Here is a 22,533-nt window from a genome sequence, read left to right as displayed (position 1 = left end):
CCCGTCCGGGGCCGATCGGGTGGAGTGGGACTGCATGGGGGCCACGGAGAGTGGCACGATGCACGCAGGCGGTGCGGGTGCGCCGCACCGGTCGAGGGGACGGACTCGTTCGTATGAATACTTCTGGTACCTCCGTACCTGCATCACCCGCTTCCGTCGCAGCTGCCGCGGTACGACCGCCCGCGCAGCGCACGGCCGAGACGCAGGGCCCGCCGGCCCCGGCCACCGCGCTCGGGCTGCGGGAACTGCGCGCGCTGCGCCGTGACGCGCAGCGCGACGAGGCCGATCTGAGCTATGTACGCAGACTGCTCCAGGGCCGCATCGACATCCTGCGCGCCGAGCTGGCCCGGCGCACGGACCCCGAGACGCCGGTGGTGGACCGGCTCTCGGTGATCCTCGCCGACGCCCCCTCCAGCCGCAGCGCCTCCGCCCGGCACGTCACGCTCGGCACCCCGCACAGCGAGGAGTACCGGCTGCTGGCGGCGGAGATGCTGTCCGACGTGGAGCTCTCGGACCTGGGCGCCCGCACCGACGACGAGCTGCACGACGGAATGGGGCGCCTGGTGCGCTACGAGCAGCAGGTCTCGCGGCGCCGCCAGCAGCTCCAGCGCACGGTGGACGGCTGCAGTGCCGAGATCACTCGCCGGTACCGGGAGGGCGAGGCGCAGGTGGACGACCTGCTGGCGTAGAAAATCGGGCGACCGGCGGCGGTCGGGAGATTAGCGTGGGCGGCTATGAGTGCTGACGTCCGGCCGATCGCCGAATCCGAACTCCCCGACTGGCTGCGCACCGTGCACACCGGTTTCCTGACCGCGAACCGCGTGACCGACGCCGACATAGCGCAGCGGGCCAAGTACAGCGACTTCTCCCGGATGCAGGGAGCGTTCGACTCCGACAGCGGTCGCTGCGTGGCGGCCCTGGGTTCCTTCCCGCAGGAACTGACCGTGCCCGGCGGGGCGGCCGTCCGCTCCACCGCCGTCTCCAACGTGGGCGTGCTGCCCACGCATCGCCGTCAGGGTCTGCTGACCCGGATGATGGCCGCCGAGTTCGCCGCGGCCGAGGCGCGCGGCGACGCGCTGGCCACGCTGATCGCCGCCGAGTACCCGATCTACGGGCGCTACGGCTTCGGGCCCGCGGCCTCCCTCGTGGAATGGGAGATCGACGTACCGCGCACCGGCCTGGACCGGAGGCTGTCGGCGCCCGTGGACGGCGGGCGGATCGAGCTGGTGGAGGTGGAGGAGCTGCGGCGGGTGGGGCCGGAGCTGCACGAGCGGCTGCGGGCGCTGACGCCCGGGGCCGTGAACCGGAACGACCGCTGGTGGAATCTGGTGACCGGCCTGGAGCAGTGGTCGTACCGCCCCTACAAGGACAAGTTCCACGCCGTGTACCGGACGGCCGAGGGGGAGGCGGCCGGCTTCGCCGCCTACAGGGCCGACGACCACTGGGCGGACGCGAAGGTCCCGGAGAACACCGTGCAGGTCCTGGACCTGGTCGCGGTCACCCCGCAGGCGGAGCGGGCCCTGTGGCAGTTCCTGTGTTCCATCGACTGGGTGCAGAAGGTCCGCACCGGCTATCGCGCCCCCGACGACCTCTGCCCGCAGCTGCTGCCCGACCCGCGGTCGGCCCGGGTCGTCTCCGCCGCGGACTTCCTGTGGGTGCGCGTACTGGACGTCGTACGGGCGCTGGGCGCGCGGACGTACGAGGTGCCCGGGGTGCTCGTCCTGGAGGTGACCGACGAGACGGGTCCGGCGGCGGGCCGCTACCGGCTGGACGCGGGCACCGGCACGTGCGAGCGGACCGAGGAGGCGGCGGACCTCCGCCTGGACGTGGCGGCGCTGGGCTCCCTGTACCTGGGCGACGCGTCGGCGGTGCGGCTGGCCGCGCTGGGCCAAGTGGCGCAGGAGCGGCCGGGGGCGGCCCTGCTGGCGGACGCGGTGTTCCGTACGGCGCGCCGTCCGTGGTGTCCGGACATCTTCTGATCCCTCGCCCACCGCTCCCCACGTCACATTCGCGGGCCGGCTTCGGTCAGCGTGGTGACGGATACGGGAGTACGGACGAGGGGAGCCCGGTATGACAGGCGACAGCGAGTACCTTGCGGCGCGGTTCGAGGAGCGGCGCGACCGGCTGCGGGCGGTGGCGCGGCAGATGCTCGGCTCGCCGGCCGAGGCGGAGGACGCCGTCGGGGAGGCGTGGTCGCGCATCGAGCGCGCGGAGGCCGACGGGGCGCACCACCTGGGCGACTGGCTGACCACCGTCGTCGCGCGCGTCTGCGTGGAGCGGCTGCGCTCCCGCAACGGCGCGGCGGGCTCTGCGGCGCCGCCGGAGCCCGGGCCGGAGGCGCTGCTGGCGGATCCGGTCGGGCTCGCGCTGCTCGTCGTACTGGAGCAACTGCCGCCCGCCGAGCGGATGTCGTTCGTCCTGCACGACCTGTTCGGGCTGCCGTTCGCCGAGATCGGGGCCATCGTGGAGCGGAGCCCGGACGCCGCGAGGCAGCTGGCGAGCCGTGCGCGGCAGCGCGTGCGGGGAGGGGCACCGACGCCGGACGCCGGAGCCGCGGCGGACAATCGATCACTGAGCACTGCATCGTTTACCGAGGACTGAGCCATTTGACGTCACTTGTGGAATCCCTGCGCGCGGCCGGCTGCGTCTTCGCGGAGGAGGAGGCGGAGCTCCTGACCGGGGCCGCCACCGGCACGGACCACCTGGCGGAGCTGCTGGCCCGCCGGGTGGGCGGCGAACCGCTGGAACACGTGGTCGGCTGGGCGGAGTTCTGCGGGCTGCGCATGGAGGTCGGCGCGGGCGCCTTCGTACCGCGCCGGCGCACCGAGTTCCTGGTGCAGGAGGCGGTGGCGCTGGTCCGGCCCGGCGGGGTGGTGCTGGACCTGTGCTGCGGGGTCGGCGCCCTGGGCGCGGCGGTGGCGGCCGCGCAGCTGCCGGGCGTCGTGGAACTGCACGCGGCGGACATCGACCCGGCGGCGCTGGTGTACGCGCGGCGCAACGTGGCCCCGTACGGCGGCCGGGTGTGGGAGGGCGACCTGTACGCCGCGCTCCCCTCCTCGCTGCGCGGCCGGGTGGACGTGCTGGTGGTCAACGCCCCGTACGTGCCGACGGAGGAGATCGGTTTCATGCCGTCGGAGGCGCGGGACCACGAGCCGCGGGTCTCCCTGGACGGCGGGGCCGACGGCCTGGACATCCACCGCCGGGTGGCGGCTGGCGCCCTGCCCTGGCTGGCGCCGGGGGGTCACCTGCTGATCGAGACGAGCGCCCGGCAGTCCCCGTCGACGGCTTCGGCCCTGACCTCGGCGGGTCTCGCGGTCCGGGCGGTCACCTCGGAGGAGCTGTACGCGACGGTGGTGATCGGCGCCGCCTGACGCGGCCCCGTTTCGCGGGGGACGAAGTTTTTTCGCGGGGGTCGTCACATGTGGGGGGTGGGGCGGGTCAGTGGAGTGAGGGTGGCGGGAACGAGACCGGGGCGAGGGCGCTCCGGGGCCCGCCCGAAGGGGAGCGTCTGATGTCCACCACTGCTGTTGTGTTCGCCCTGGTCGGTGCGTTCATGGTCGGCTTCTCGGCTGCGTCGGTGTTCCTGAAGGCGAAGTGGGTCGTGGAGCCGCTGCTTGAGTACGGGGTTCCGCGGTCGTGGTGGACCTGGCTCGGTGTGGCGAAGGCGGCGGGGGCGGTGGGTCTGGTGGTGGGGGTGTTCGTGCCGGTGGTCGGGATCGCGGCGGCGGTCGGGGTGGGTCTGTACTTCCTGGGGGCCGTGGTCACGGTGCTGCGGGCGAAGTCGTACGCCCACGTGGCCTTCCCGGTGATCTACGCGGCCCCGGCGGTCGTCGCCCTGGTCCTCGGCTTCAACGGCTGAGCGCAGGGGCCCTCGGCGGGGCGTCCGATCCGGGTGGGAGACGTTGCAAGCGCGGCGCTTGCAATAGTTAGCAGAGTCGGGCAGGATCGAAGCATGGCATCGCTCAACGTCGGAAATCTCGGCGAGTACCTCCGTGAGCAGCGCCGGCAGGCCCAGCTTTCGCTGCGCCAGCTGGCAGAGCAGGCGGGGGTGTCGAATCCGTACCTGAGCCAGATCGAGCGCGGGCTGCGCAAGCCGAGCGCGGACATCCTGCAGCAGCTGGCCAAGGCGCTGCGGATCTCCGCGGAGACGCTGTACGTGCAGGCCGGGATCCTGGATGAGCGGGACCCGGACGAGGTGGAGACGCGAGCCGTCATACTCGCCGACCCGTCCATCAACGAGCGGCAGAAGCAGGTGCTGCTCCAGATCTACGAGTCGTTCCGCAAGGAGAACGCACTCGATGCGCCCGCCGACGAGATGCCGTCGAAGCCGAACTGAAGTTGCTCCGGGAGGACCAGCACATGGCCATCGCCGATGACCTGAAGAAGACCCTCACCGACCCCACTCCCCTCTACTTCGCCGCCGGGACCGCCGACCTGGCCGTGCAGCAGGCCAAGAAGGTGCCCGACCTGATCGAGCAGCTGCGCGCCGAGGCCCCCGCGCGCATCGAGGCCGTGAAGAACACGGACCCGAAGGCCGTCCAGGACGCGGTCACCGCCAAGGTCGCCGAGGTGCTCGGCGCGATCGACCCGAAGAAGCTCGGGGAGACCGCCCAGGACCTGGCGCTGCGCGGTGTCGGTGTGGCCGCCGAGTACGCGGTGCGCGCCAAGGAGACGTACGACAAGGTCGCCGAGCACGGCGAGCAGGCCGTGCGGAACTGGCGGGGCGAGTTCTCCGCGGAGATCGTCGACATCGCCGTGGTCGTCGAGCCCGAGTCGGAAAAGGCGCAGAAGCCGGCGGAAGCCGCGGCCGCCGAGCCGGCGTCCGAGCCGGTGGCCGAGGCCGCCGCCGAGGAGAAGCCGGCCGCCAGGAAGTCCCCCGCGCGCAAGAGCACGGCCAAGAAGGCCACGGTCACGGCGGACGACGCGAGCTGAAGCGGAACCGCATGAGCGACGGCGGGCCGGGCACCCTTCAGGTGCCCGGCCCGTTGTGGTTCATGAAGGCGCCCCTGCCGGTAGCGTGGAGCCGGGCGGCACCGGAAGAGCGAAGCAGAAGCGAAGAAGGCGGTCGAAGCGATGTTGATGGATGGGTTTGACCAAGGCGTGATCCCGTTCCTCGGGCTCGCCATGCTGGTCCTCGCCGTCGTGGCCTTCGTGTTCGCGCTGCTGGCGAGGGAGGACGCCTACCGGGCGGCCGACAAGCAGACCAAGACCTTCTGGCTGGTCATCCTCGGCGTCACCGTGGCCGTGGACTTCTTCCTGGGACTGCTGTTCCTGCAGATCGCCGGTCTCGTGGCGACCATCGTGTTCTTCGTCGACGTGCGCCCGGCCCTCAAGCAGGTCTCGGGCGGCGGCCGGGGCGGCCGGCGCGGTGGCAGCAGCAGTGACGGGCCGTACGGGCCCTACAACGGCGGGCGGTAGTTCCCGAGCCCGCCCGGGCTCAGCCCTCGGCGCGGGAGAGCAGGACCACGGCCACGTCGTCGGTGAGCTCGCCGCCGTTGAGCCGGCGGGCCTCGGTGACGGACGCCTCCAGCAAGCCCTCACCGCTCAGACCGCGGTCCAGGTGGCGGTTGATCATGTCGACCATGCCGTCCTGGCCCAGGCGTTCCCTGCCCTCGCCGATGCGGCCCTCGATCAGGCCGTCGGTGTAGAGCATCAGGCTCCAGCTGCCACCGAGCTCGACCTGGCGGCGCGGCCAGCGCGCCCGGGGCAGCAGCCCGAGGGCCGGGCCGCTGTTCTCGTACGGGAGCAGCTGCGCGCGGCGGCCCGGCCGGGAGATCAGCGGTGCCGGATGGCCGGCCAGGCACAGGCCGGCGCGGCGGCCGTCCGGGGCGATGTCGACCGTGCACAGCGTCGCGAAGATCTCCTCGCAGGGCCGCTCCACCTCCAGGACCTCCTGGAGGGTGGCCAGCAGGTCGTCGCCGCAGAGGCCGGCCAGGGTCAGGGCGCGCCAGGCGATGCGGAGCTCGACGCCGAGCGCGGCCTCGTCGGGGCCGTGGCCGCAGACGTCGCCGATCATGGCGTGGACGGTGCCGTCGGGGGTGCGGACGGTGTCGTAGAAGTCACCGCCGAGCAGGGCCCGGCTGCGGCCGGGGCGGTAGCGGGCGGCGAAGCGGAGGTCGGAGCCCTCCAGGAGGGGCGTGGGGAGCAGGCCCCGCTCGAGGCGGGCGTTCTCCTGGGCGCGCAGTTTCGATTCTGCAAGCTTGTACTGGGCGATGTCCGCCCGTTTTCTCTCCACGGCGTAGCGGATGGCACGGCTCAGCAGCCGGCCGTCCAGCTCGTCCCGGAAGAGGAAGTCCTGGGCGCCGACCCGGACGGCCTCGGCGGCGCGCTCGGCGTCGTCCTCGTCGGTGAGGACGAGGACGGCGTGGCGCGGGGCGAGGCGGAGGACCTGGCGGAGGGCGAGCAGCTGGTCCACGGCGGTGGCGGTGGCCGTGGACGTGGCCGTGGCCGTGGCGCCGGGGGTACGGGCGCTGGTGTCCGGGAGGGACAGGTCCAGCAGGATGCAGTGCACGTCGGGGGTGAGCAGCCGCTCGGCCTCGGTGAGGTTGCGGGCGGTGCGGAGCCGGATGCGATGGCCGTCCGCGTCGAGGATCTCGGGGACGGTGAGGCCGCCGGCCGGGTCGTCCTCGATGACCAGCAGGGTCAGTGGAGTCGCGTGAGGGGTCGCCTGCGCGGCGCCCGGGGCGGCTGCGGCTGCGGCCGGGGCGGCGGTGTACAGAACGGCCTGACCGCTCTCCGTGGCCGGGGTGTCCCTCTGCCGCGGTACGGGTACGGGCATCGTCTCCGGTTCCTTCCCTCCCCCCGAGGGTGCGCTCGTCCGGCAGACCCTAGCGGTCCGGGCCCGGCAAACGGAATGCCGTTCTTGGCGAGGGCCTCCGTCATATGCGGCTATCGCGGGGGAAAATCGGCCTCACTGGATGACAAAGGTCACGAAGGGACCGCACTCCGTCCCGCCCAGCGAGACGTATCCCACCCCCACCCGGTTGCCTCCGGGCTCCCCCGGCGTCCAAGGAGCGGCTCCGGTGCGGAAGCCCCGGCAGGGCCGCCCCACCCCCAGGCATCCGCGCCGGCACCCCCGGGCACCCGCGTACGCACGGCGGGCACCCACATACGCACCCGCAGCCCGAGCACCCCCGCAGGGGCTTCGCACCCGCAGGTGCCCGCGGGCCGAGCACCCCCGCAGGGGCTACGCACGCGCAGGTACCCGCAGGCCGGGCAACCCCGCAGGGGCTACGCGTCGGGGCGGACGACCGCCTTGATCGGCATCGACCCCGCACCCGCCATCGTCACGTTCCGCCCGGGCCTCGGCGCGTGGACCATCGCGCCGTCTCCGACGTACATGCCGACATGGCTCGCGTCGTCGAAGTAGATGATCAGGTCGCCCGGCCGCATGTCCTTCAGCGCGACCTTCGGCAGCAGCCGCAGCTGCTCCTGCGAGGTGCGCGGGATGCCGCGGCCCGCCGCCAGCCAGGCCTGGGAGGTCAGCCCGGAGCAGTCGAACGAGGCCGGACCCTCGGCGCCCCATTCGTACGGCTTGCCCATCTGGGCGGTGGCGTACTGGACGGCCCGCTTGCCCGCCTCCGTCGCCTTGCCGTTGACGTCCTTCATCGCGCCCGTCGACAGCCACGCCGACTGCGCCTTGTACTGGGCTTCCTGCTCCAGCTGGATCAGCCGGGCCTTCTCCTCGGCCTCCAGCTTGCTCTCCAGCTCCTCCGCAGCCTTGATCTTCTCCTCGACCTGCTTCTTGGAGCCCTCCTGCTTGATCCGGTTGGCCTCCAGGGTGGCCCAGCGCTCGCTCGCCTCCTGGGCGTAGCGCTGCAAGTCCGCCTGGGTCCGGTCCAGTTCGGAGAGCATGCCGGAGGTGGCCTTCTCGCCCTGGCGTAGCCGGCCCGCCCCGTCGAGGAACTGGTTCGGGTCGTCGCTCAGCGCCAGCTGCGCGCCCGCCGGCATCCCGCCCGAGCGGTACTGGGCGCGCGCCGCGGCTCCCGCCCGGTTCTTCAGGGCGGTGATCTTCTCCTTGCCCGCGACCACGAGCTTGGCGATCTCGACGATCTTGTCCGACTGGGCCTTGGTCTCGGCCTCGGCGAGGTTGTACGCGTCGGTGGCGGTGCCCGCCTGCCGGTACAGCTCCTCGATCTCCTTGCGGACCTGCTCCAGGGACTTGCCGCCCGGTTCGGGCAGCGGAGCGGCCGGAGCCGCCGGTGCGGCGGGCGAGGCCGGAGCCGCGTACGCCATGCCCGCCGCGAGGCCCGGCGCCGTCAGTATCGCCATCGTGCACAGCAGCACGAGTGAGCTTGCGCCTCGCCGTCGCCTTACGGCTCCCATGGTCCCCCCAGGCACCCGAGTCAGACCTCGTATCAGATCTGACTATTCATCAGTAACTTCTCACTGCCATCGGGATGGTGCCACGAGTCGATGAAATCCGACACCCTTGTGGACGGCGTTCCGATCTTGTCCGCCCCAACGGACGCCCGTCCCCTGCCCCTCACGGCCCAACGGGCCACCCCCGCCGCGGGTTCCCCGGTACGCCGCATTCACCCCACCGGGCGCAACGCCTCCCAGGGCAGCGTCAGTTCCCCCTGCCGCCACCGCCGCGGCCCGTCCACCAGCGGCCAGTCGCCCGCCAGGGCCCGCGCCGTCCGGATCCAGCGCTGCCGGGCCCCGTACGCGGCGTACGGAGCCGCCGCCGCCCACGCCCGGTCGAAGTCGCGCAGGAACGCGTGCACCGGCTCGCCCGGCACGTTCCGGTGGATCAGCGCCTTCGGCAGCCGCTCCGCCAGGTCCGAAGGGCGCTCCAGGGAGCCCAGCCGGGTCGCGAAGGTCACCGTGCGCGCCCCCTCCGGGCCCAGCGCCACCCACACGTGCCGCCGCCCGATCTCGTCGCAGGTCCCCTCGACCAGCAGCCCGTCCGGGGCCAGCCGCTCGCACAGCCGCGCCCAGACCGCCGCGACCTGCTCCTCGTCGTACTGGCGCAGAACGTTCGCCGCGCGGATCAGCATCGGGCGGGCCCCGCCGTCCAGCGGCACCTCGAAACCGCCGTGCCGGAAGCTCAGCCCCTCCCGCTCGTACGGTTTCGCCCCCGCCACCCGCGCCGGCTCGATCTCGATGCCGACCACCCGCACCCGCGGCGCCGCGTCGCGCAGCCGCGCCAGCAGCTCGACCGCCGTCCACGGCGCGGCCCCGTAGCCGAGGTCCACCGCGACCGGCGCCTCCGCGCGCCGCAGCGCGGCACCGTGAGTGGCCGCGATCCAGCGGTCCATCCGGCGCAACCGGTTCGGATTCGTCGTCCCGCGCGTCACCGAGCCCACGGGGCGGCCGGGCGCGCGGCTGGAGGGCGGGGTACTGCGGGAGGCCATGAGCCGAGGGTAAGCGGAGGGCCCGCGCACCGGGAAAATCCCGTGGCGCGGCACCGGAGACGAGGAATCCTCCAGGAAAACCGGACACCCCGGAATGCGGGGGACGGCCATCCGGGTTGCACTCCTTGCAGGGGCGCCTTCCGCGTCCTCGCCGTCATGCCGTCCGGCATGCCGTCCGAGCGTCGTGAGCGCACCGTCCGAGCCGAGAGGACTGGTCCCTTGAGCCAGTACGTGTCCCGCCTCAGCGGTCGCCTCGCCGCCGCCCGTGCCACCCGCCACGAGCCACCCCGGCTGCGCCTGCCGGCCGTCGGCCACCACCGCAAGCCCCGTCGCGTGGCCATGCTCAGCGTGCACACCTCACCGCTGCACCAGCCCGGCACCGGCGACGCCGGCGGGATGAACGTCTACATCGTGGAGCTGGCCAAGCGGCTCGCCGCGATCAACATCGAGGTCGAGATCTTCACCCGGGCCACCACCGGCGGGCTGCCGTCCGTGGTGGACCTGGCCCCCGGGGTCCTCGTACGGCACGTGGACGCGGGCCCGTACGAAGGCCTTGCCAAGGAGGAGCTCCCGGCCCAGCTGTGCGCCTTCACCCACGGCGTGATGCAGGCCTGGGCGGGCCACCGCCCCGGCTACTACGACCTCGTCCACTCCCACTACTGGCTCTCCGGCCACGTGGGCTGGCTCGCCGCCGAACGCTGGGGCGTACCGCTCGTGCACGCCATGCACACCATGGCGAAGGTCAAGAACGCGGCCCTGGCCGAGGGGGACACGCCCGAGCCCGCCGCCCGCGTCATCGGCGAGACCCAGATCGTGTCCGCCGCCGACCGGCTCATCGCGAACACCGCCGAGGAGGCCGACGAACTCGTCCGGCACTACGAGGCCGACCCCGCCAAGGTGGCCGTCGTCCACCCCGGCGTGAACCTCGACCGCTTCACCGCGGGCGACGGCCGGGCCGCCGCCCGCGCCCGCCTCGGCCTGCCGCAGGACGCCGTCATCCCCCTCTTCGCCGGGCGGATCCAGCCACTGAAGGCCCCCGACATCCTGCTGCGCGCCATCGCCGTCATGGTCGACCAGGACCCGTCGCTGCGCCGCCGCCTCTTCGTCCCCGTCGTCGGCGGCCCCAGCGGCAGCGGCCTCGCCAAGCCCGAGGGCCTGCAGAAGCTCGCCGCGAAGCTCGGGATCGCCGACCTCGTGCACTTCCACCCGCCGGTCGCGCAGGACGGGCTCGCGGACTGGTTCCGGGCGGCGTCGGTGCTGGTCATGCCCTCGTACAGCGAGTCCTTCGGGCTCGTCGCCATAGAGGCCCAGGCCGCCGGCACGCCGGTGCTCGCCGCCGCGGTGGGCGGGCTGCCCGTCGCCGTCAACGACGGGGTCACGGGGATCCTCGTACCCGGGCACGACCCGGTGGACTACGCGCGGGAGCTGCGGCGCTTCGTGGACGAGCCCGGGCTCGCGGACCGGATGGGCGCCGAGGCGGCGCGGCACGCCCAGTTCTTCGGCTGGGACACCGCGGCGAGCGGCACGGCCGACGTCTACACGGCGGCCATGCATGATCACCGCCGTCGCGTACGCTCCCACCATGGCTGACACCGCCGAGATCATCGAGAGCGCGCTCACCGGCGCGGAGCTGAGCTGGGAGAGCCCCGAGCCGGGGTCGTACGTCGTCCAGCTCCCCGGCACCCGCAAGCTGAGCACCACCTGCTCGCTCAAGGTCGGCCGTCATTCGCTGTCGGTCAACGCCTTCGTGATCCGCCACCCCGACGAGAACGAGGCGGGCGTCCACCGCTGGCTGCTGGAGCGCAACCTCAAGCTGTACGGCATGGCGTACGCGGTGGACCGCCTCGGCGACATCTACCTGACGGCCAGGCTCCCGCTGTCGGTGGTCGACCCCGACGAGCTGGACCGGCTGCTCGGCACGGTCCTGGAGGCGGCGGACGGCTCCTTCAACACCCTGCTGGAGCTGGGCTTCGCGAGCGCGATCCGGCGCGAGTACGCATGGCGGGTCTCGCGCGGCGAGCCGACCTTCAACCTCGACGCCTTCAAGCACCTGACGCAGCCGTCGTAGCGCGCGGACCCGGCCCCGCCGGCGTGCGAGGCGCGGGCCTGCGGCGGCGCCCGGTCCTGGCGGAGCCCGGTGGCTATGCCACCCCGGCCGCCGCCGCAGGCTTCGCCGTCACCTCGGTCCCGTCCTGCGCGCCGGCCCCGGCGGCCACACCTGCATCGCCCCGGGGGAGCCGCCGCATCAGCAGCCAGTAGCCGGCCCCCGCCACGGTGCCGAGGACGCCCGTGGCGCCCCACAGCCAGTCCGCGCCGAACCGGTCGATCAGGAAGCCGGCCATCAGCGGCGCCACCAGCGCCGCCACCGACCAGGACATCGAGTAGACGCCCTGGTAGCGCCCGCGCCCGTGCACCGGCGAGAGCCGCACCACCAGGCCCATCTGGGTCGGCGAGTTCACGATCTCGGCCAGCGTCCACACGCCCACCGTCAGCGCGTACGCCCACAAAGGTCCGGCGAAGGCCGTCAGTGCGAAGCCGTACCCCGCCAGCAGCGCCGAGATCACCAGCAGCTTCTGCGGGTCGCGGTGCTCGATGAACCGGGTCACCGGGATCTGCAGCACCACGATCAGCAGCCCGTTCACGGCGACGACCAGCCCGTAGTCCCCGGCCGAGAAGCCGGCAGCGCCCATCGCGACCGGCAGGCCGACCGACCCCTGCGTGAAGATCAGCGAGATCAGGAACGACAGCCCGACGACGCCCATGAACCGCCCGTCCCGCAGCACCGTGCCGAGCCCGATCGCGGGCTCCGCGGCGGCCCCCTTCCCCGCATCGGCGGGCGCACCCTGCGGCCGGGACTCGGGCAGCTTGACGAAGACCAGCACCGCGCAGGTCAGCGTCAGCGCCGCCTCGCCCAGGAAGCCGGCCAGGTAGCTGTACTCGGCGATCAGCCCCGCCGCCATCGCGCTGACGGCGAAGCCGAGGTTGATGGCCCAGTAGTTGAGCGCGAAGGCCCGTACACGGTCCTCGGGGCGGACGATGTCCGCCATCATCGCCGCGACCGCCGGCCGGGAGGCGTTCGAGGTCATACCGACCAGCAGGGCCACCGCCGAGATCGCTGCCGGGTGCTGCATGAAGCCGAGCAGCGCCACCGAGAAGGCGGTCGAGGCCTGGGCCGCCAGCATCGTTGGCCGACGCCCCAGCCGGTCGGTCATCACGCCGGCGACCAGGGAGGAGATCACACCGCCGAGGCCGTGGAGGGCGACCACGAGGCCCGCGAAGGAGGCCGAGTAGCCCCGCTCCAGGGTCAGGTACAAGGTCATGAAGGTGGCGACGAAGGCCCCGAGCCGGTTCACCAGGGTGCTCGTCCAGAGCCACCAGAAGGCCCCGGGCAGCCCCGAGACGCTCTCGCGGGCGGCCTGTCCGAAACGGGCAGCGGACATCAAGGGATCCCCCCGGAGGTGTAAGCGTCATTCGTACTGCGTGCACATTACGAGTGGGAGGGCTCCGGGCACCACCGGATTGACGCGCGCCGTCAATCGGCGGGACCCCCGCACCGCGCGCGAGCGCCCGCGGGCGTCCACTAGGCTCGTACGCATGGCCGACGCACCGTACAAGCTGATCCTCCTCCGCCACGGCGAGAGCGACTGGAACGCGAAGAACCTGTTCACCGGCTGGGTGGACGTCAACCTCACCGAGAAGGGCGAGAAGGAGGCGGTCCGGGGCGGTGAGCTGCTCAAGGACGCCGGCCTGCTGCCCGACGTACTGCACACCTCCCTCCAGAAGCGCGCCATCCGCACGGCGCAGCTCGCGCTGGAGGCCGCCGACCGCCACTGGATCCCGGTGCACCGCTCCTGGCGCCTGAACGAGCGTCACTACGGTGCGCTCCAGGGCAAGGACAAGGCGCAGACCCTCGCGGAGTTCGGCGAGGAGCAGTTCATGCTGTGGCGCCGCTCGTACGACACCCCGCCGCCGGTCCTGGAGGACGGTACGGAGTTCTCGCAGTCCGAGGACCCGCGCTACGCGTCGATCCCGAACGAGCTGCGTCCGCGCACGGAGTGCCTCAAGGACGTCGTCGAGCGCATGCTGCCGTACTGGTACGACGGCATCGTCCCGGACCTGCTGGCCGGCCGCACGGTCCTGGTCGCCGCGCACGGCAACTCCCTGCGCGGTCTGGTCAAGCACCTGGACGGCATCTCCGACGCCGACATCACGGGCCTGAACATCCCCACCGGCATCCCGCTCGTCTACGAACTGGACGCCGACTTCAAGCCCCTGAAGCCGGGCGGCACCTACCTCGACCCGGAGGCCGCGGCGGCCGCCATCGAGGCCGTCAAGAACCAGGGCAAGAAGAAGTAGGCTTCGCGATCACGCCTCCCCCCTGCGCGTACGGCGCGGGTGGGAGGCGTTTTCATGCTCAGGGCGTGGTCGTGGGTGCGTTCTCGCGCCATTGGCGGCCGATCGAGCGCAGCAGGGCCGGGTAGACCCCGAGGTACCGGAAGGGCTTGATGCCGAGCATGTAGAGGGCACCGAGGCGGCCGTTCGGCTTCACCAGGACGGTCATCAGGCCGTGGTAGCCGCCCTTGCCGTCCGGGACCCAGCCGATGTGCAGCACCCCGTGCATCGTCCGGTTGGCGGTCTCCGCCGCCCACTCGTCGTGGGTCTGGTAGACGGAGGTGAACGGGAGCGATCCGAGGTCCGGTCCCCGCTCGCCCTCGCGGAGGTCGGCCGGCAGACGGTCGCGCAGCGTCGGGACCCGGGCGCCGATGCCGCCGTCGGGCTTGTCCCAGCCGAACAACTCGCCGAGCTTCCAGCGGATCGCGAAGAGCGCGCGCGCCACGGGGGAGGGGACGGGGTCCCCGCTGTCCTGCGCGAATTGGCGCACCAGGCGGGCCAGGTCGTCGGGTCCGCCCGGGGTCGGCAGCTCCCACACGTCCTCGACCTGGAAGTCTGCGGCGATCTCGTGGATCCGCCAGGGGCGGGAGGTGTGTGCGGTGGTGGGGAGTCTCATCGAATGGCCCCTATCTATACGATGCCGTATACATCGAGGCTAGCACCGATCTATACGGCCCCGTATAGATCGGTGGCCGTGTGAGGAGGAGCACAGCATGGGCGCGACCCGCACACCGCGCGGCAAGTGGATCGAGGAAGGGCTGCGCGCGCTGGCCGCCGGCGGCCCCGAGGCGGTCCGCGTCGAGTCGTTGGCGCAGGCGCTCGGCGTCAGCAAGGGCGGCTTCTACGGGTACTTCGGCAGCCGGGGCGCGCTGCTCACCGAGATGCTCGACACCTGGGAGCACGAGGTCGCCGAGGCCGTGATCGAGCAGGTCGAGGGCGGCGGGGGAGACGCGCGGGCCAAGCTGGAGAGGCTGTTCGCGATCGCCTCGTCGGCCGACGGCCCGGTCCGGGGCACCACGGCCGAGCTCGCGATCCGCGACTGGGCCCGGCGCGACGAGGAGGTGGCGCGGCGACTGCGGCGTACGGACAACCGCCGCATGGAGTACCTGCGTTCGCTGTTCCGCGCCATCTGCACCGACGAGGACGACGTCGAGGTCCGCTGCCTGCTCGCCTACTCCCTGCGGATCGGCGAGCACTTCATCGCCGTCGACCACGGCGCCCGGACGCGCGCGCAGGTCATGGAGCTGACGAAGAACTGGCTCCTGAGGTAGGCGCCAGGGCAGGGCCTAGTCGTCGAAGGTCTCGAACGTGATGACGGCGCTGTCCTCGCCCTCCCACACGGCCTTGACGGTCACCTGGTCGATCCCGCCGTTCCCGAAGTTGGGCGAGCGCGGGTAGCTGAGGTTCAGGTGGAGTCCGTTCGGGTCCGCGACCGGCCCGTCGCCGGCCTGCTGCTGCGGGTACCGCGGTGCGGGGCGGGTCTCGATCCAGCCCGCGACCTCGGACCGGGGCGCGCGGAACGTTCCCTCCCACCGGCTGGGGAAGAGCGGGTCGTGGATCTCGGAGCACTGCTGGCGGTCCGTCCGGGGCGGCAGCTTCCAGCCGATCGCCGTCATGGCCTTCCCGCAGTCCGTGGCGCGCGTCTCCGTCTCGCCGGCGTGCTCCAGCGCGTAGAGGAGCCCGCAGAACCAGACCAGTGCGGGCAGTTCCACCGCGGCCACGAAGAGGACCGCCAGGGAGATCATCCATTTCGTCCGTCGCGGCACGCCAACTCCAAGATCGATTCGAACACGTTCAGGGTCTAGGACGTGCCGATGCGTGCGACGGTTCCCCGCCCGCGCATGCGAAAGGCCCCGGCCGAGGAACTCGGACGGGGCCCGTCGTGCGCGTGGAGTCGGCGGAGGCGGTCAGCCGCCGCACTGGCAGGGGGCGCCGGACTGGCAGCCGCAGCCGCAGCCGGAGCCACAGCCGCAGGCCGCGAGCAGCGGCAGCCGCAGCGGCTCCAGCCTCGGCGGCTGCTCCTGCTCCGGGGTGATGGGGACGGGGGAATCGGGCATGGTTCCTCCTCGTGAGGCGGTGCCCCGCGGCATACGGGACTTCGTACGACGACCGCCCTCGCCCTCATTCATGCCCAGCGGTACCCGCGCGTCAACGGCGCATTGGGGCTCGGCACCGCTCCGCGCGCGCAGGACACCAGGTGTCAGATGCCCTCGACCTGGGTCGGCTGCTGGAGGTCGTCCGCGTGCTCACCCGTCACCAGGTAGACCACGCGCTTGGCCACCGACACCGCGTGGTCCGCGAAGCGCTCGTAGTAGCGGCCCAGCAGGGTCACGTCCACCGCCGTCTCGATGCCGTGCTTCCAGCGGTCGTCCATCAGGTGCTGGAACAGCGTGCGGTGCAGCTGGTCCATCTCGTCGTCGTCCTGCTCCAGCTGGAGGGCGAGGTCCACGTCCTTCGTGATGATGACCTCGGCGGCCTTCGCCATCAGGCGCTGCGCCAGCTGACCCATCTCCAGGATGGTGGCGTGCAGGTCGTGCGGCACCGCGCGGTCCGGGAAGCGCAGCCGCGCGAGCTTCGCCACGTGCTGCGCCAGGTCGCCGGAGCGCTCCAGGTCGGCGCTCATCCGCAGCGAGGTCACCACGATGCGCAGGTCGGTGGCGACCGGCTGCTGGCGGGCCAGCAGGGCGATGGCGCGGGCCTCCAGGTCGTGCTGGAGGTCGTCGACCTTCTGGTCGGCGGCGATGACGCTCTCGGCGAGCTTCAGGTCGGCGTCGAGCATGGACGTCGTGGCCCGCCCGATCGCGGAACCGACGAGCCGGGCCATCTCGACCAGGCCTTCTCCGATCGAGTCCAGTTCCTCGTGGTACGCGTCGCGCATGTCTCGTGTCCCTCTCTCGACCTACTACTGCGGTACTGCCCGTGGGCGGGCCGGGGCGGCCAGCGGCCCCACGTTGACACGGTGAGCCGCAAACGCGTCCGACTCCGACACCACAAGTGAATCAACCCCGTCGCCAGGGTGAACTCTGGGCGACGACTGTTCGAGGTGCCACCCGAACGGCTGTGGAAGTGTCGTCGCGCCTGCTTAACCTGGATCCATGGACGTGAACGCGGCGGTCGCCGCAGCTGCAGCGATCGCCGGTCTTTGCACCGGTGTGATCGCGATGCTGGCGTTCCGCTGGAGCGAGCGCGACCAGGCCCGCCCCTCCCGGAGCTCCATGCGCCCCGACATCAATGCGGTGCTCCCGCCCGGCGTGGACACCGTCCTCTCCGTGCTGCGCTCCTCGGCGGTCGTACTGGACGAGGGCGACGCGGTGGTCAAGGCCAGTTCGGCGGCGTACGCCCTCGGCCTGGTCCGCGGCGGCAAGCTCGCCGTGGAGCCCATGCTCCACATGGCCCGCGACACCCGCCGCGACGGGGAGATACGCCAGGTCGAGCTGGACCTGCCCCGGCGCGGCACCGGCCGGGGAGAGGCCCTCGCCGTCTCGGCGCGCGTCGCCCCGCTCGGCTCACGCCTGGTGCTCCTCCTGGTCGAGGACCTCACCGAGGCCCGCCGCATCGAGGCCGTACGCCGCGACTTCGTGGCCAACGTGTCGCACGAGCTGAAGACCCCGGTCGGGGCGATCTCCCTGCTGTCCGAGGCCGTCATGGACGCCGCGGACGACCCCGAGGCGGTCAGCCGCTTCGCCGGCCGCATGCAGATCGAGTCCACCCGGCTGATCAACCTCGTGCAGGAGCTCATCGACCTCTCCCGGGTACAGAACGACGACCCGCTGGAGGACGCCGAGCCCGTACGCGTGGACACGCTGGTCGCCGAGGCCATCGACCGCTGCCGCCACACGGCGTCCTCCAAGCAGATCACCATGGCCGCCGGCGGCACCGCCGACCTGCGCGTCTGGGGCAACCGCGGACAGCTCGCGGCCGCCCTCGGAAATCTGGTCGAGAACGCCGTCAACTACAGCCCCGCCCGCACCCGCGTCGGCATCGCCGGACGCAGGGTGACGGCTCCTGGGGGAGACTTGATCGAGATCGCCGTGACCGACCAGGGCATCGGCATCCCGGAAAAGGACCGTGAGCGCATCTTCGAGCGCTTCTACCGCGTGGACCCGGCCCGCTCCCGTGCCACGGGAGGAACCGGCCTCGGCCTTGCGATCGTGAAGCACGTGGCGGCCTCGCACGGCGGGGAGGTGTCGGTATGGAGCTCGGAGGGCCAGGGTTCCACGTTCACCCTGCGACTCCCCGAAGCAGCCGCGCCGGCCACGGCGGCGGCTCCCCGCACCCACCCGACCCCTGCCTGACCCAGAACCGCTCCAGCCATTCCTGCCCCGGAGGTCCTTCCGTGACCCGAGTGCTCGTCGTCGAGGATGAGGAATCCTTCAGCGACGCCCTGTCCTACATGCTTCGCAAGGAGGGCTTCGAGGTCGCCATCGCCGCGACCGGGCCCGACGGGCTCGACGAGTTCGAGCGCAACGGCGCCGACCTCGTCCTCCTCGACCTGATGCTCCCCGGCCTGCCCGGAACGGAGGTCTGCCGCCAGCTGCGCGGCCGCTCCAACGTCCCCGTGATCATGGTGACCGCCAAGGACAGCGAGATCGACAAGGTCGTCGGGCTGGAGATAGGAGCAGATGACTACGTCACCAAGCCCTTCTCCTCCCGCGAGCTGGTCGCCCGCATCCGCGCGGTCCTGCGCCGCCGCGGCGAGCCGGAGGAGGTCACCCCGGCGGCCCTGGAGGCCGGCCCCGTACGGATGGACGTCGACCGCCACGTGGTCACCGTCGCCGGCGGGAAGGTGGACCTCCCGCTGAAGGAGTTCGACCTGCTGGAGATGCTGCTGCGCAACGCGGGCCGCGTGCTGACCCGTATGCAGCTCATCGACCGGGTCTGGGGCGCGGACTACGTCGGCGACACGAAGACGCTGGACGTCCACGTCAAGCGCCTGCGCGCCAAGATCGAGCCGGACCCGGGCGCGCCGCGGTACCTGGTGACGGTCCGCGGCCTGGGCTACAAGTTCGAGCCGTAAGCCGACGGCGTCCGCGCGGTACGGGGCCGGCCGGAGGCCGGCACAGCGTCCCGAAGCCGGTGAGGCCCCCGGGCCTCACCGTGCGAGGGGCGCACGCGAGGTGGGGCTCGAGCCGGACCCGGGCGCGCCGCGGTACCTGGTGACGGTCCGCGGCCTGGGCTACAAGTTCGAGCCGTAAGCCGACGGCGTCCGCGCGGTAGGGGGCCGGCCGGAGGCCGGCACAGCGTCCCGAAGCCGGTGAGGCCCCCGGGCCTCACCGTGCGAGGGGCGCACCGGGCCGTACGGAAAGGGCCCCCACCCGCTGGTGCGGGTGGGGGCCCTTTCCTTGTGCGTACGTCAGTGGCCCGCGCTGTGCGAGGGGGAACCCGACGGCGAACCGGAGGCACTGCCCGACGGGGAGCCGGACGGGCTGCCCGAGGGGGAACCGGAGGCTGCGCCCGACGGGGAGCCGGACGGGGAGCCGGACGGCGTGCCCGAGGGGGAGCCGGACGGGGTGGTGCCCGCGGCCGGGGCCGCGGTGGGGCCGAACGGTGCGTACGCGCCGGTGGCCGGGACCACGAAGGCCTCCAGCTCGACGCCGCCCGTGCTGCTCAGCTGGAAGACGACCTTCTGCACTTCGCCGTCCCGGACGGTCGCGGCACCGTCCTCGATCACGGCGGAGGCGTTGCCCTTGCCGCCCAGCACCACGGAGCCGAGGGCCGGCACGGTGACCTTGCCGGAGCCTTCGGCGGGCTTCAGGGCGACCTTGCCCTTGCCACCCGGGAGGGTGATGGCGTCAAGGGTCTGCGCCTTGGTGCCGTTGTTGAAGAGCGTCGCCGCGACGACCGCGGGGCCCTTCTCGCCCTTCTGGCCCTGGGTGATCACCAGTGCGTTCTGGACCTCGATGTCGCCCTTGGTGGCGGCGGCGTTGTCCGGCTTGATCTGGAGGGTCTGCGCGTCCTGGCCCGCACCGCACGCGGCCAGCGAGGCGATCGAGAACACGACGGCAGTGGCGGCGAGGGCGCCGCGTCGAAGGCTGCGGCTCACGGCGGCGGCATCTCCTTGGACGAACGGAAGGGGCGGGTGGACGCTCGGAACGGCCGAGGTAAAGCCGCTCTAAGGGTGTGTCAGCGGGCTTAGGTTACCGAGCCGCCGCCCCGCCCCCGCACCCGACCCTCCGCAGCGCAGCCGCCACCCTGGGAGCGCCCCGCGATCTTGCATTCCGCTCGCCGTTCGCCATGTCGTTCGCCGCGCCGATCATCACGCCGTTCGCCGCGCCGATCACCGCGCCGTTCGCCGCGCCGATCTTGACGCGCTCACATATCGTGCGCCGGGCCCCCGTTGATCAATTTCCGGATTCCCTCGAACGTCACTTCGTGATCAATTCAGGATTGGGCCGGAACCCGCTCGCCACAGGCGCCCGCCAGTCGAACGGAGTAGTTCGGTTTCTCGACTCCGAAACCGGCAAAACGGGACGTACGTCACACTGGTGGGGGTGCCGGGCAGGTGTAGCGTGGCCCTTTCGCCCGGTCCGCGCAGCGCCCCCGACCTGCGAATACCCCCCTCCGGAAGCCCTTCGCAGCACGTTCGTGTCGCTGTTGTCAAGCCCCGAGAGGTGCCCTGACCTGCGAAAACGCCATTCATAACAGTCAGTTCTCGTGTTACCCTGGATAGCCACGGAAGGGGTACCTGTCACATGACGTTCAAGGTTGGCGACACCGTGGTCTATCCCCATCACGGGGCCGCGCTGATCGAGGCCATTGAGACTCGTCAGATCAAAGGCGTGGACAAGACCTACTTGGTGCTCAAGGTCGCCCAGGGCGACCTGACGGTTCGTGTGCCTGCGGACAATGCGGAGTTCGTCGGCGTTCGCGACGTAGTCGGCCAGGACGGGCTGGACCGGGTCTTCGAGGTGCTTCGTGCACCGTATGCAGAAGAGCCGACGAACTGGTCCCGGCGCTACAAGGCAAATCTGGAGAAGCTCGCTTCTGGCGATGTCATCAAGGTCGCCGAAGTGGTGCGTGACCTGTGGCGTCGTGAGCGTGAGCGCGGGCTTTCCGCGGGTGAGAAGCGCATGCTCGCGAAGGCACGCCAGATCCTGGTAAGCGAGCTCGCGCTCGCTGAAAACACGAACGAGGACAAGGCCGAGGCCCTCCTCGACGAGGTGCTCGCGTCCTGACGCGACGCTTCGTGCACCGTCTGGTGCACAGCTTGCCGCGGTGCCCGATGACAAGGTCTCTCCTCCACGAGAGGCCTGTTGCCGGGCGCTGCGGCATGTCTGTATCCGTACCTCTTGCGTTCACTGCCTCACAGCCACCATCGCGATGGCGCGCCGGGCCCGGGCAGCCTGCTCGACCGGTCGTCCACGGAAGGGGCGAGGGCGTCGCACCCGGCACCCTTCAGGCCATACCCATGTCGGCCGAAGTCACAAACCTGGCTCGGAGCTACTGATGTCTGACGTAACGCGTCCCCACCGCACCGCCGCGGTGGTCCCGGCCGCCGGCCGGGGGGTACGCCTCGGTCCGGGTGCCCCCAAGGCCCTGCGGGCCCTCGGCGGTACCCCGATGCTCATCCACGCCGTCCGCGCGATGGCCCGCTCCCGCGCGGTCTCCCTCGTGGTGGTCGTCGCCCCGCGCGCCGAGGTCTCCGAGGTGCGCCTGATGCTGGGCGAGCACGCACTGCCCGAGCGCACCGAGCTGCTGGTCGTCCCCGGCGGGGAGACCCGCCAGGAGTCCGTACGCGCCGGTCTGGACGCGCTGCCGGCGGACGTCACCTCCGTGCTCATCCACGACGCGGCCCGCCCGCTCGTCCCCGTCGACACCGTGGACTCGGTCATCGAGGCCGTACGCGCCGGGGCGCCCGCCGTGGTGCCCGCCCTGCCCCTGGCCGACACGGTCAAGGAGGTCGAGCCCGGCAGGCCCGGCGAGCCCGAGCCGGTCCTCGGCACGCCCGAGCGGGCCCGGCTGCGCGCCGTGCAGACCCCGCAGGGCTTCGACGTCGCCACCCTCCTGCGTGCGCACGCCGCGATCGCCGTCGACGGCGAGGGCGCCACCGACGACGCCGGAATGGTGGAACGGCTCGGTGTCACCGTCGTGGTGATCCCCGGCCACGAGGAGGCCTTCAAGGTCACCCGCCCGCTCGACCTGGTCCTCGCAGAGGCCGTACTCGCCCGCAGGAGGGCCACCGATGCCTACTAGTCCCACCGCGCCCGCCGGTTCGGCCGGTCCGCTGATCCCGCTCGTCGGCATCGGCACCGACGTGCACGCCTTCGAGACCGGCCGCGAGCTGTGGTGCGCCGGCCTGCTGTGGGAGGGCGAGGACGGCCTCGCCGGACACTCCGACGGCGACGTCGCCGCCCACGCCGCCTGCGACGCCCTCTTCTCCGCCGCCGGTGCCGGTGACCTCGGCGCGCACTTCGGCACCTCCCGCCCCGAGTGGTCCGGCGCCGCCGGCGTCACCCTTCTGGCGGAGGCGGCCCGGATCGTCCGCGCCGAGGGCTTCGAGATCGGCAACATCGCCATCCAGGTGATCGGCGTACGCCCGAAGATCGGCAAGCGGCGCGAAGAGGCGCAGAAGGCGCTCGCCGCCGCGGCCGGCGCCCCCGTCTCCGTGTCCGGCACCACCACCGACGGACTGGGCCTCACCGGCCGGGCCGAGGGGCTCGCCGCCATCGCCACGGCCCTCGTGTACCGGACGAACCGGGCCTGAGTACCCGTAGCAACCGAACATCTTCGGCAACAAAGGTGCCCCGGGTCCGTAAAGGGTCGCGGGGCACTGCTACAGGGCCAC

General features: G+C 72.1%; 25 protein-coding genes and 1 pseudogene. 17 read left to right on the top strand and 9 right to left on the bottom strand.

What is annotated here, in order from left to right; translation table 11 throughout:
• Positions 1-113 precede the first annotated feature (113 nt).
• The 8 genes and pseudogenes from ACGFZK_RS26565 (at position 114) to ACGFZK_RS26530 (ending at position 5,418) form a co-directional block, all read left to right on the top strand.
• On the top strand, positions 114-689 hold the full coding sequence (locus ACGFZK_RS26565) for an AmfC protein (RefSeq protein WP_393851361.1): 576 nt from the start codon (positions 114-116) through the stop codon (positions 687-689).
• Between the two features lie 45 nt (positions 690-734).
• Positions 735-1,979, top strand: a complete 1,245-nt coding sequence (locus ACGFZK_RS26560) for a GNAT family N-acetyltransferase (protein ID WP_393851360.1) — start codon at positions 735-737, stop codon at positions 1,977-1,979.
• Between the two features lie 91 nt (positions 1,980-2,070).
• Positions 2,071-2,544: pseudogene (locus tag ACGFZK_RS26555) on the top strand (sigma-70 family RNA polymerase sigma factor); the annotation flags it as partial.
• Between the two features lie 53 nt (positions 2,545-2,597).
• Positions 2,598-3,371 (top strand): putative protein N(5)-glutamine methyltransferase, encoded by a 774-nt coding sequence (locus ACGFZK_RS26550; protein WP_393851384.1) that lies wholly within the window; start codon positions 2,598-2,600, stop codon positions 3,369-3,371.
• Positions 3,372-3,511: 140 nt separating this feature from the next.
• A complete protein-coding gene (locus ACGFZK_RS26545; protein ID WP_393851359.1) occupies positions 3,512-3,859 on the top strand; it encodes a DoxX family protein in 348 nt (115 codons plus the stop codon).
• A 93-nt stretch (positions 3,860-3,952) separates the two neighbouring features.
• Entirely contained in the window at positions 3,953-4,336 is a 384-nt protein-coding gene (locus ACGFZK_RS26540) for a helix-turn-helix domain-containing protein (protein ID WP_390801262.1), read from the top strand.
• 23 nt (positions 4,337-4,359) lie between these two features.
• The gene (locus ACGFZK_RS26535; RefSeq protein ID WP_393851358.1) at positions 4,360-4,932 is read left to right on the top strand and encodes a hypothetical protein; all 573 of its coding nucleotides are present in this window, start codon (positions 4,360-4,362) and stop codon (positions 4,930-4,932) included.
• A gap of 141 nt (positions 4,933-5,073) precedes the next feature.
• The gene (locus ACGFZK_RS26530) at positions 5,074-5,418 is read left to right on the top strand and encodes a DUF2516 family protein (RefSeq protein ID WP_393851357.1); all 345 of its coding nucleotides are present in this window, start codon (positions 5,074-5,076) and stop codon (positions 5,416-5,418) included.
• Between the two features lie 19 nt (positions 5,419-5,437).
• On the opposite strand, the gene ACGFZK_RS26525 is transcribed toward ACGFZK_RS26530, so the two are convergent.
• The 3 genes from ACGFZK_RS26525 to ACGFZK_RS26515 all read right to left on the bottom strand — a co-directional run bounded on the left by ACGFZK_RS26525 (position 5,438) and on the right by ACGFZK_RS26515 (position 9,356).
• Positions 5,438-6,778, bottom strand: coding sequence for a PP2C family protein-serine/threonine phosphatase (locus ACGFZK_RS26525; protein ID WP_393851356.1), 1,341 nt, complete (start codon positions 6,776-6,778; stop codon positions 5,438-5,440).
• Positions 6,779-7,230: 452 nt separating this feature from the next.
• Positions 7,231-8,271: an NlpC/P60 family protein gene (locus ACGFZK_RS26520; protein WP_393851355.1), complete on the bottom strand. Its 1,041-nt coding sequence runs from the start codon at positions 8,269-8,271 to the stop codon at positions 7,231-7,233.
• A gap of 263 nt (positions 8,272-8,534) precedes the next feature.
• Positions 8,535-9,356 (bottom strand): class I SAM-dependent methyltransferase, encoded by an 822-nt coding sequence (locus ACGFZK_RS26515; RefSeq protein ID WP_393851354.1) that lies wholly within the window; start codon positions 9,354-9,356, stop codon positions 8,535-8,537.
• A gap of 219 nt (positions 9,357-9,575) precedes the next feature.
• On the opposite strand from ACGFZK_RS26515, the gene mshA reads away from it, so the two are divergent.
• Both mshA and ACGFZK_RS26505 read left to right on the top strand, forming a co-directional pair.
• Positions 9,576-10,946, top strand: a complete 1,371-nt coding sequence (gene mshA, locus ACGFZK_RS26510; protein WP_393851353.1) for a D-inositol-3-phosphate glycosyltransferase — start codon at positions 9,576-9,578, stop codon at positions 10,944-10,946.
• On the top strand, positions 10,939-11,424 hold the full coding sequence (locus tag ACGFZK_RS26505; protein WP_393851352.1) for a YbjN domain-containing protein: 486 nt from the start codon (positions 10,939-10,941) through the stop codon (positions 11,422-11,424). The genes mshA and ACGFZK_RS26505 overlap by 8 nt, the downstream gene beginning before the upstream one ends.
• 73 nt (positions 11,425-11,497) lie before the next feature.
• Here the strand turns inward: ACGFZK_RS26505 and ACGFZK_RS26500 are convergent, their stop codons facing one another.
• Positions 11,498-12,796: an MDR family MFS transporter gene (locus tag ACGFZK_RS26500; protein ID WP_393851351.1), complete on the bottom strand. Its 1,299-nt coding sequence runs from the start codon at positions 12,794-12,796 to the stop codon at positions 11,498-11,500.
• Positions 12,797-12,950: 154 nt separating this feature from the next.
• On the opposite strand from ACGFZK_RS26500, the gene ACGFZK_RS26495 reads away from it, so the two are divergent.
• Positions 12,951-13,712: a phosphoglyceromutase gene (locus tag ACGFZK_RS26495; RefSeq protein ID WP_393851350.1), complete on the top strand. Its 762-nt coding sequence runs from the start codon at positions 12,951-12,953 to the stop codon at positions 13,710-13,712.
• Positions 13,713-13,770: 58 nt separating this feature from the next.
• On the opposite strand, the gene ACGFZK_RS26490 is transcribed toward ACGFZK_RS26495, so the two are convergent.
• Entirely contained in the window at positions 13,771-14,364 is a 594-nt protein-coding gene (locus ACGFZK_RS26490; protein ID WP_393851349.1) for a DUF2867 domain-containing protein, read from the bottom strand.
• Between the two features lie 97 nt (positions 14,365-14,461).
• Between ACGFZK_RS26490 and ACGFZK_RS26485 the strand changes: the two genes are divergently transcribed.
• Positions 14,462-15,019, top strand: a complete 558-nt coding sequence (locus ACGFZK_RS26485) for a TetR/AcrR family transcriptional regulator (protein WP_393851348.1) — start codon at positions 14,462-14,464, stop codon at positions 15,017-15,019.
• Between the two features lie 15 nt (positions 15,020-15,034).
• Here ACGFZK_RS26485 and ACGFZK_RS26480 read toward each other — a convergent pair whose 3' ends face one another.
• The 3 genes from ACGFZK_RS26480 to phoU form a co-directional block, all read right to left on the bottom strand.
• Positions 15,035-15,514 (bottom strand): hypothetical protein, encoded by a 480-nt coding sequence (locus ACGFZK_RS26480; protein ID WP_393851347.1) that lies wholly within the window; start codon positions 15,512-15,514, stop codon positions 15,035-15,037.
• Between the two features lie 141 nt (positions 15,515-15,655).
• Positions 15,656-15,805: a hypothetical protein gene (locus ACGFZK_RS26475; protein WP_393851346.1), complete on the bottom strand. Its 150-nt coding sequence runs from the start codon at positions 15,803-15,805 to the stop codon at positions 15,656-15,658.
• Between the two features lie 143 nt (positions 15,806-15,948).
• Positions 15,949-16,626 carry a phosphate signaling complex protein PhoU gene (gene phoU, locus ACGFZK_RS26470; protein ID WP_393851345.1) on the bottom strand — a complete coding sequence of 226 codons (678 nt, stop codon included), beginning with the start codon at positions 16,624-16,626 and terminating at the stop codon, positions 15,949-15,951.
• A gap of 217 nt (positions 16,627-16,843) precedes the next feature.
• On the opposite strand from phoU, the gene ACGFZK_RS26465 reads away from it, so the two are divergent.
• Complete coding sequence (locus tag ACGFZK_RS26465) at positions 16,844-18,043, top strand: sensor histidine kinase (protein ID WP_393851344.1); 1,200 nt, start codon at positions 16,844-16,846, stop codon at positions 18,041-18,043.
• 41 nt (positions 18,044-18,084) lie between these two features.
• Positions 18,085-18,765: a response regulator transcription factor gene (locus ACGFZK_RS26460; protein WP_030387286.1), complete on the top strand. Its 681-nt coding sequence runs from the start codon at positions 18,085-18,087 to the stop codon at positions 18,763-18,765.
• 336 nt (positions 18,766-19,101) lie between these two features.
• Here the strand turns inward: ACGFZK_RS26460 and ACGFZK_RS26455 are convergent, their stop codons facing one another.
• The gene (locus tag ACGFZK_RS26455) at positions 19,102-19,791 is read right to left on the bottom strand and encodes a DUF461 domain-containing protein (protein WP_393851343.1); all 690 of its coding nucleotides are present in this window, start codon (positions 19,789-19,791) and stop codon (positions 19,102-19,104) included.
• A 649-nt stretch (positions 19,792-20,440) separates the two neighbouring features.
• On the opposite strand from ACGFZK_RS26455, the gene ACGFZK_RS26450 reads away from it, so the two are divergent.
• The 3 genes from ACGFZK_RS26450 (at position 20,441) to ispF (ending at position 22,452) form a co-directional block, all read left to right on the top strand.
• Positions 20,441-20,923: a CarD family transcriptional regulator gene (locus ACGFZK_RS26450; RefSeq protein WP_003953493.1), complete on the top strand. Its 483-nt coding sequence runs from the start codon at positions 20,441-20,443 to the stop codon at positions 20,921-20,923.
• Positions 20,924-21,194: 271 nt separating this feature from the next.
• Positions 21,195-21,941, top strand: a complete 747-nt coding sequence (ispD, locus tag ACGFZK_RS26445) for a 2-C-methyl-D-erythritol 4-phosphate cytidylyltransferase (RefSeq protein WP_393851342.1) — start codon at positions 21,195-21,197, stop codon at positions 21,939-21,941.
• Positions 21,931-22,452: a 2-C-methyl-D-erythritol 2,4-cyclodiphosphate synthase gene (ispF, locus tag ACGFZK_RS26440; RefSeq protein ID WP_393851341.1), complete on the top strand. Its 522-nt coding sequence runs from the start codon at positions 21,931-21,933 to the stop codon at positions 22,450-22,452. Before ispD ends, ispF begins: the two co-directional genes overlap by 11 nt.
• Positions 22,453-22,533 lie beyond the last annotated feature (81 nt).

Origin of the sequence: Streptomyces sp. NPDC048257 (genome assembly GCF_043201855.1) — a bacterium.
Classification (GTDB): Bacteria; Actinomycetota; Actinomycetes; order Streptomycetales; family Streptomycetaceae; genus Streptomyces.
This window is presented reverse-complemented; position numbering and strand designations above follow the sequence as displayed.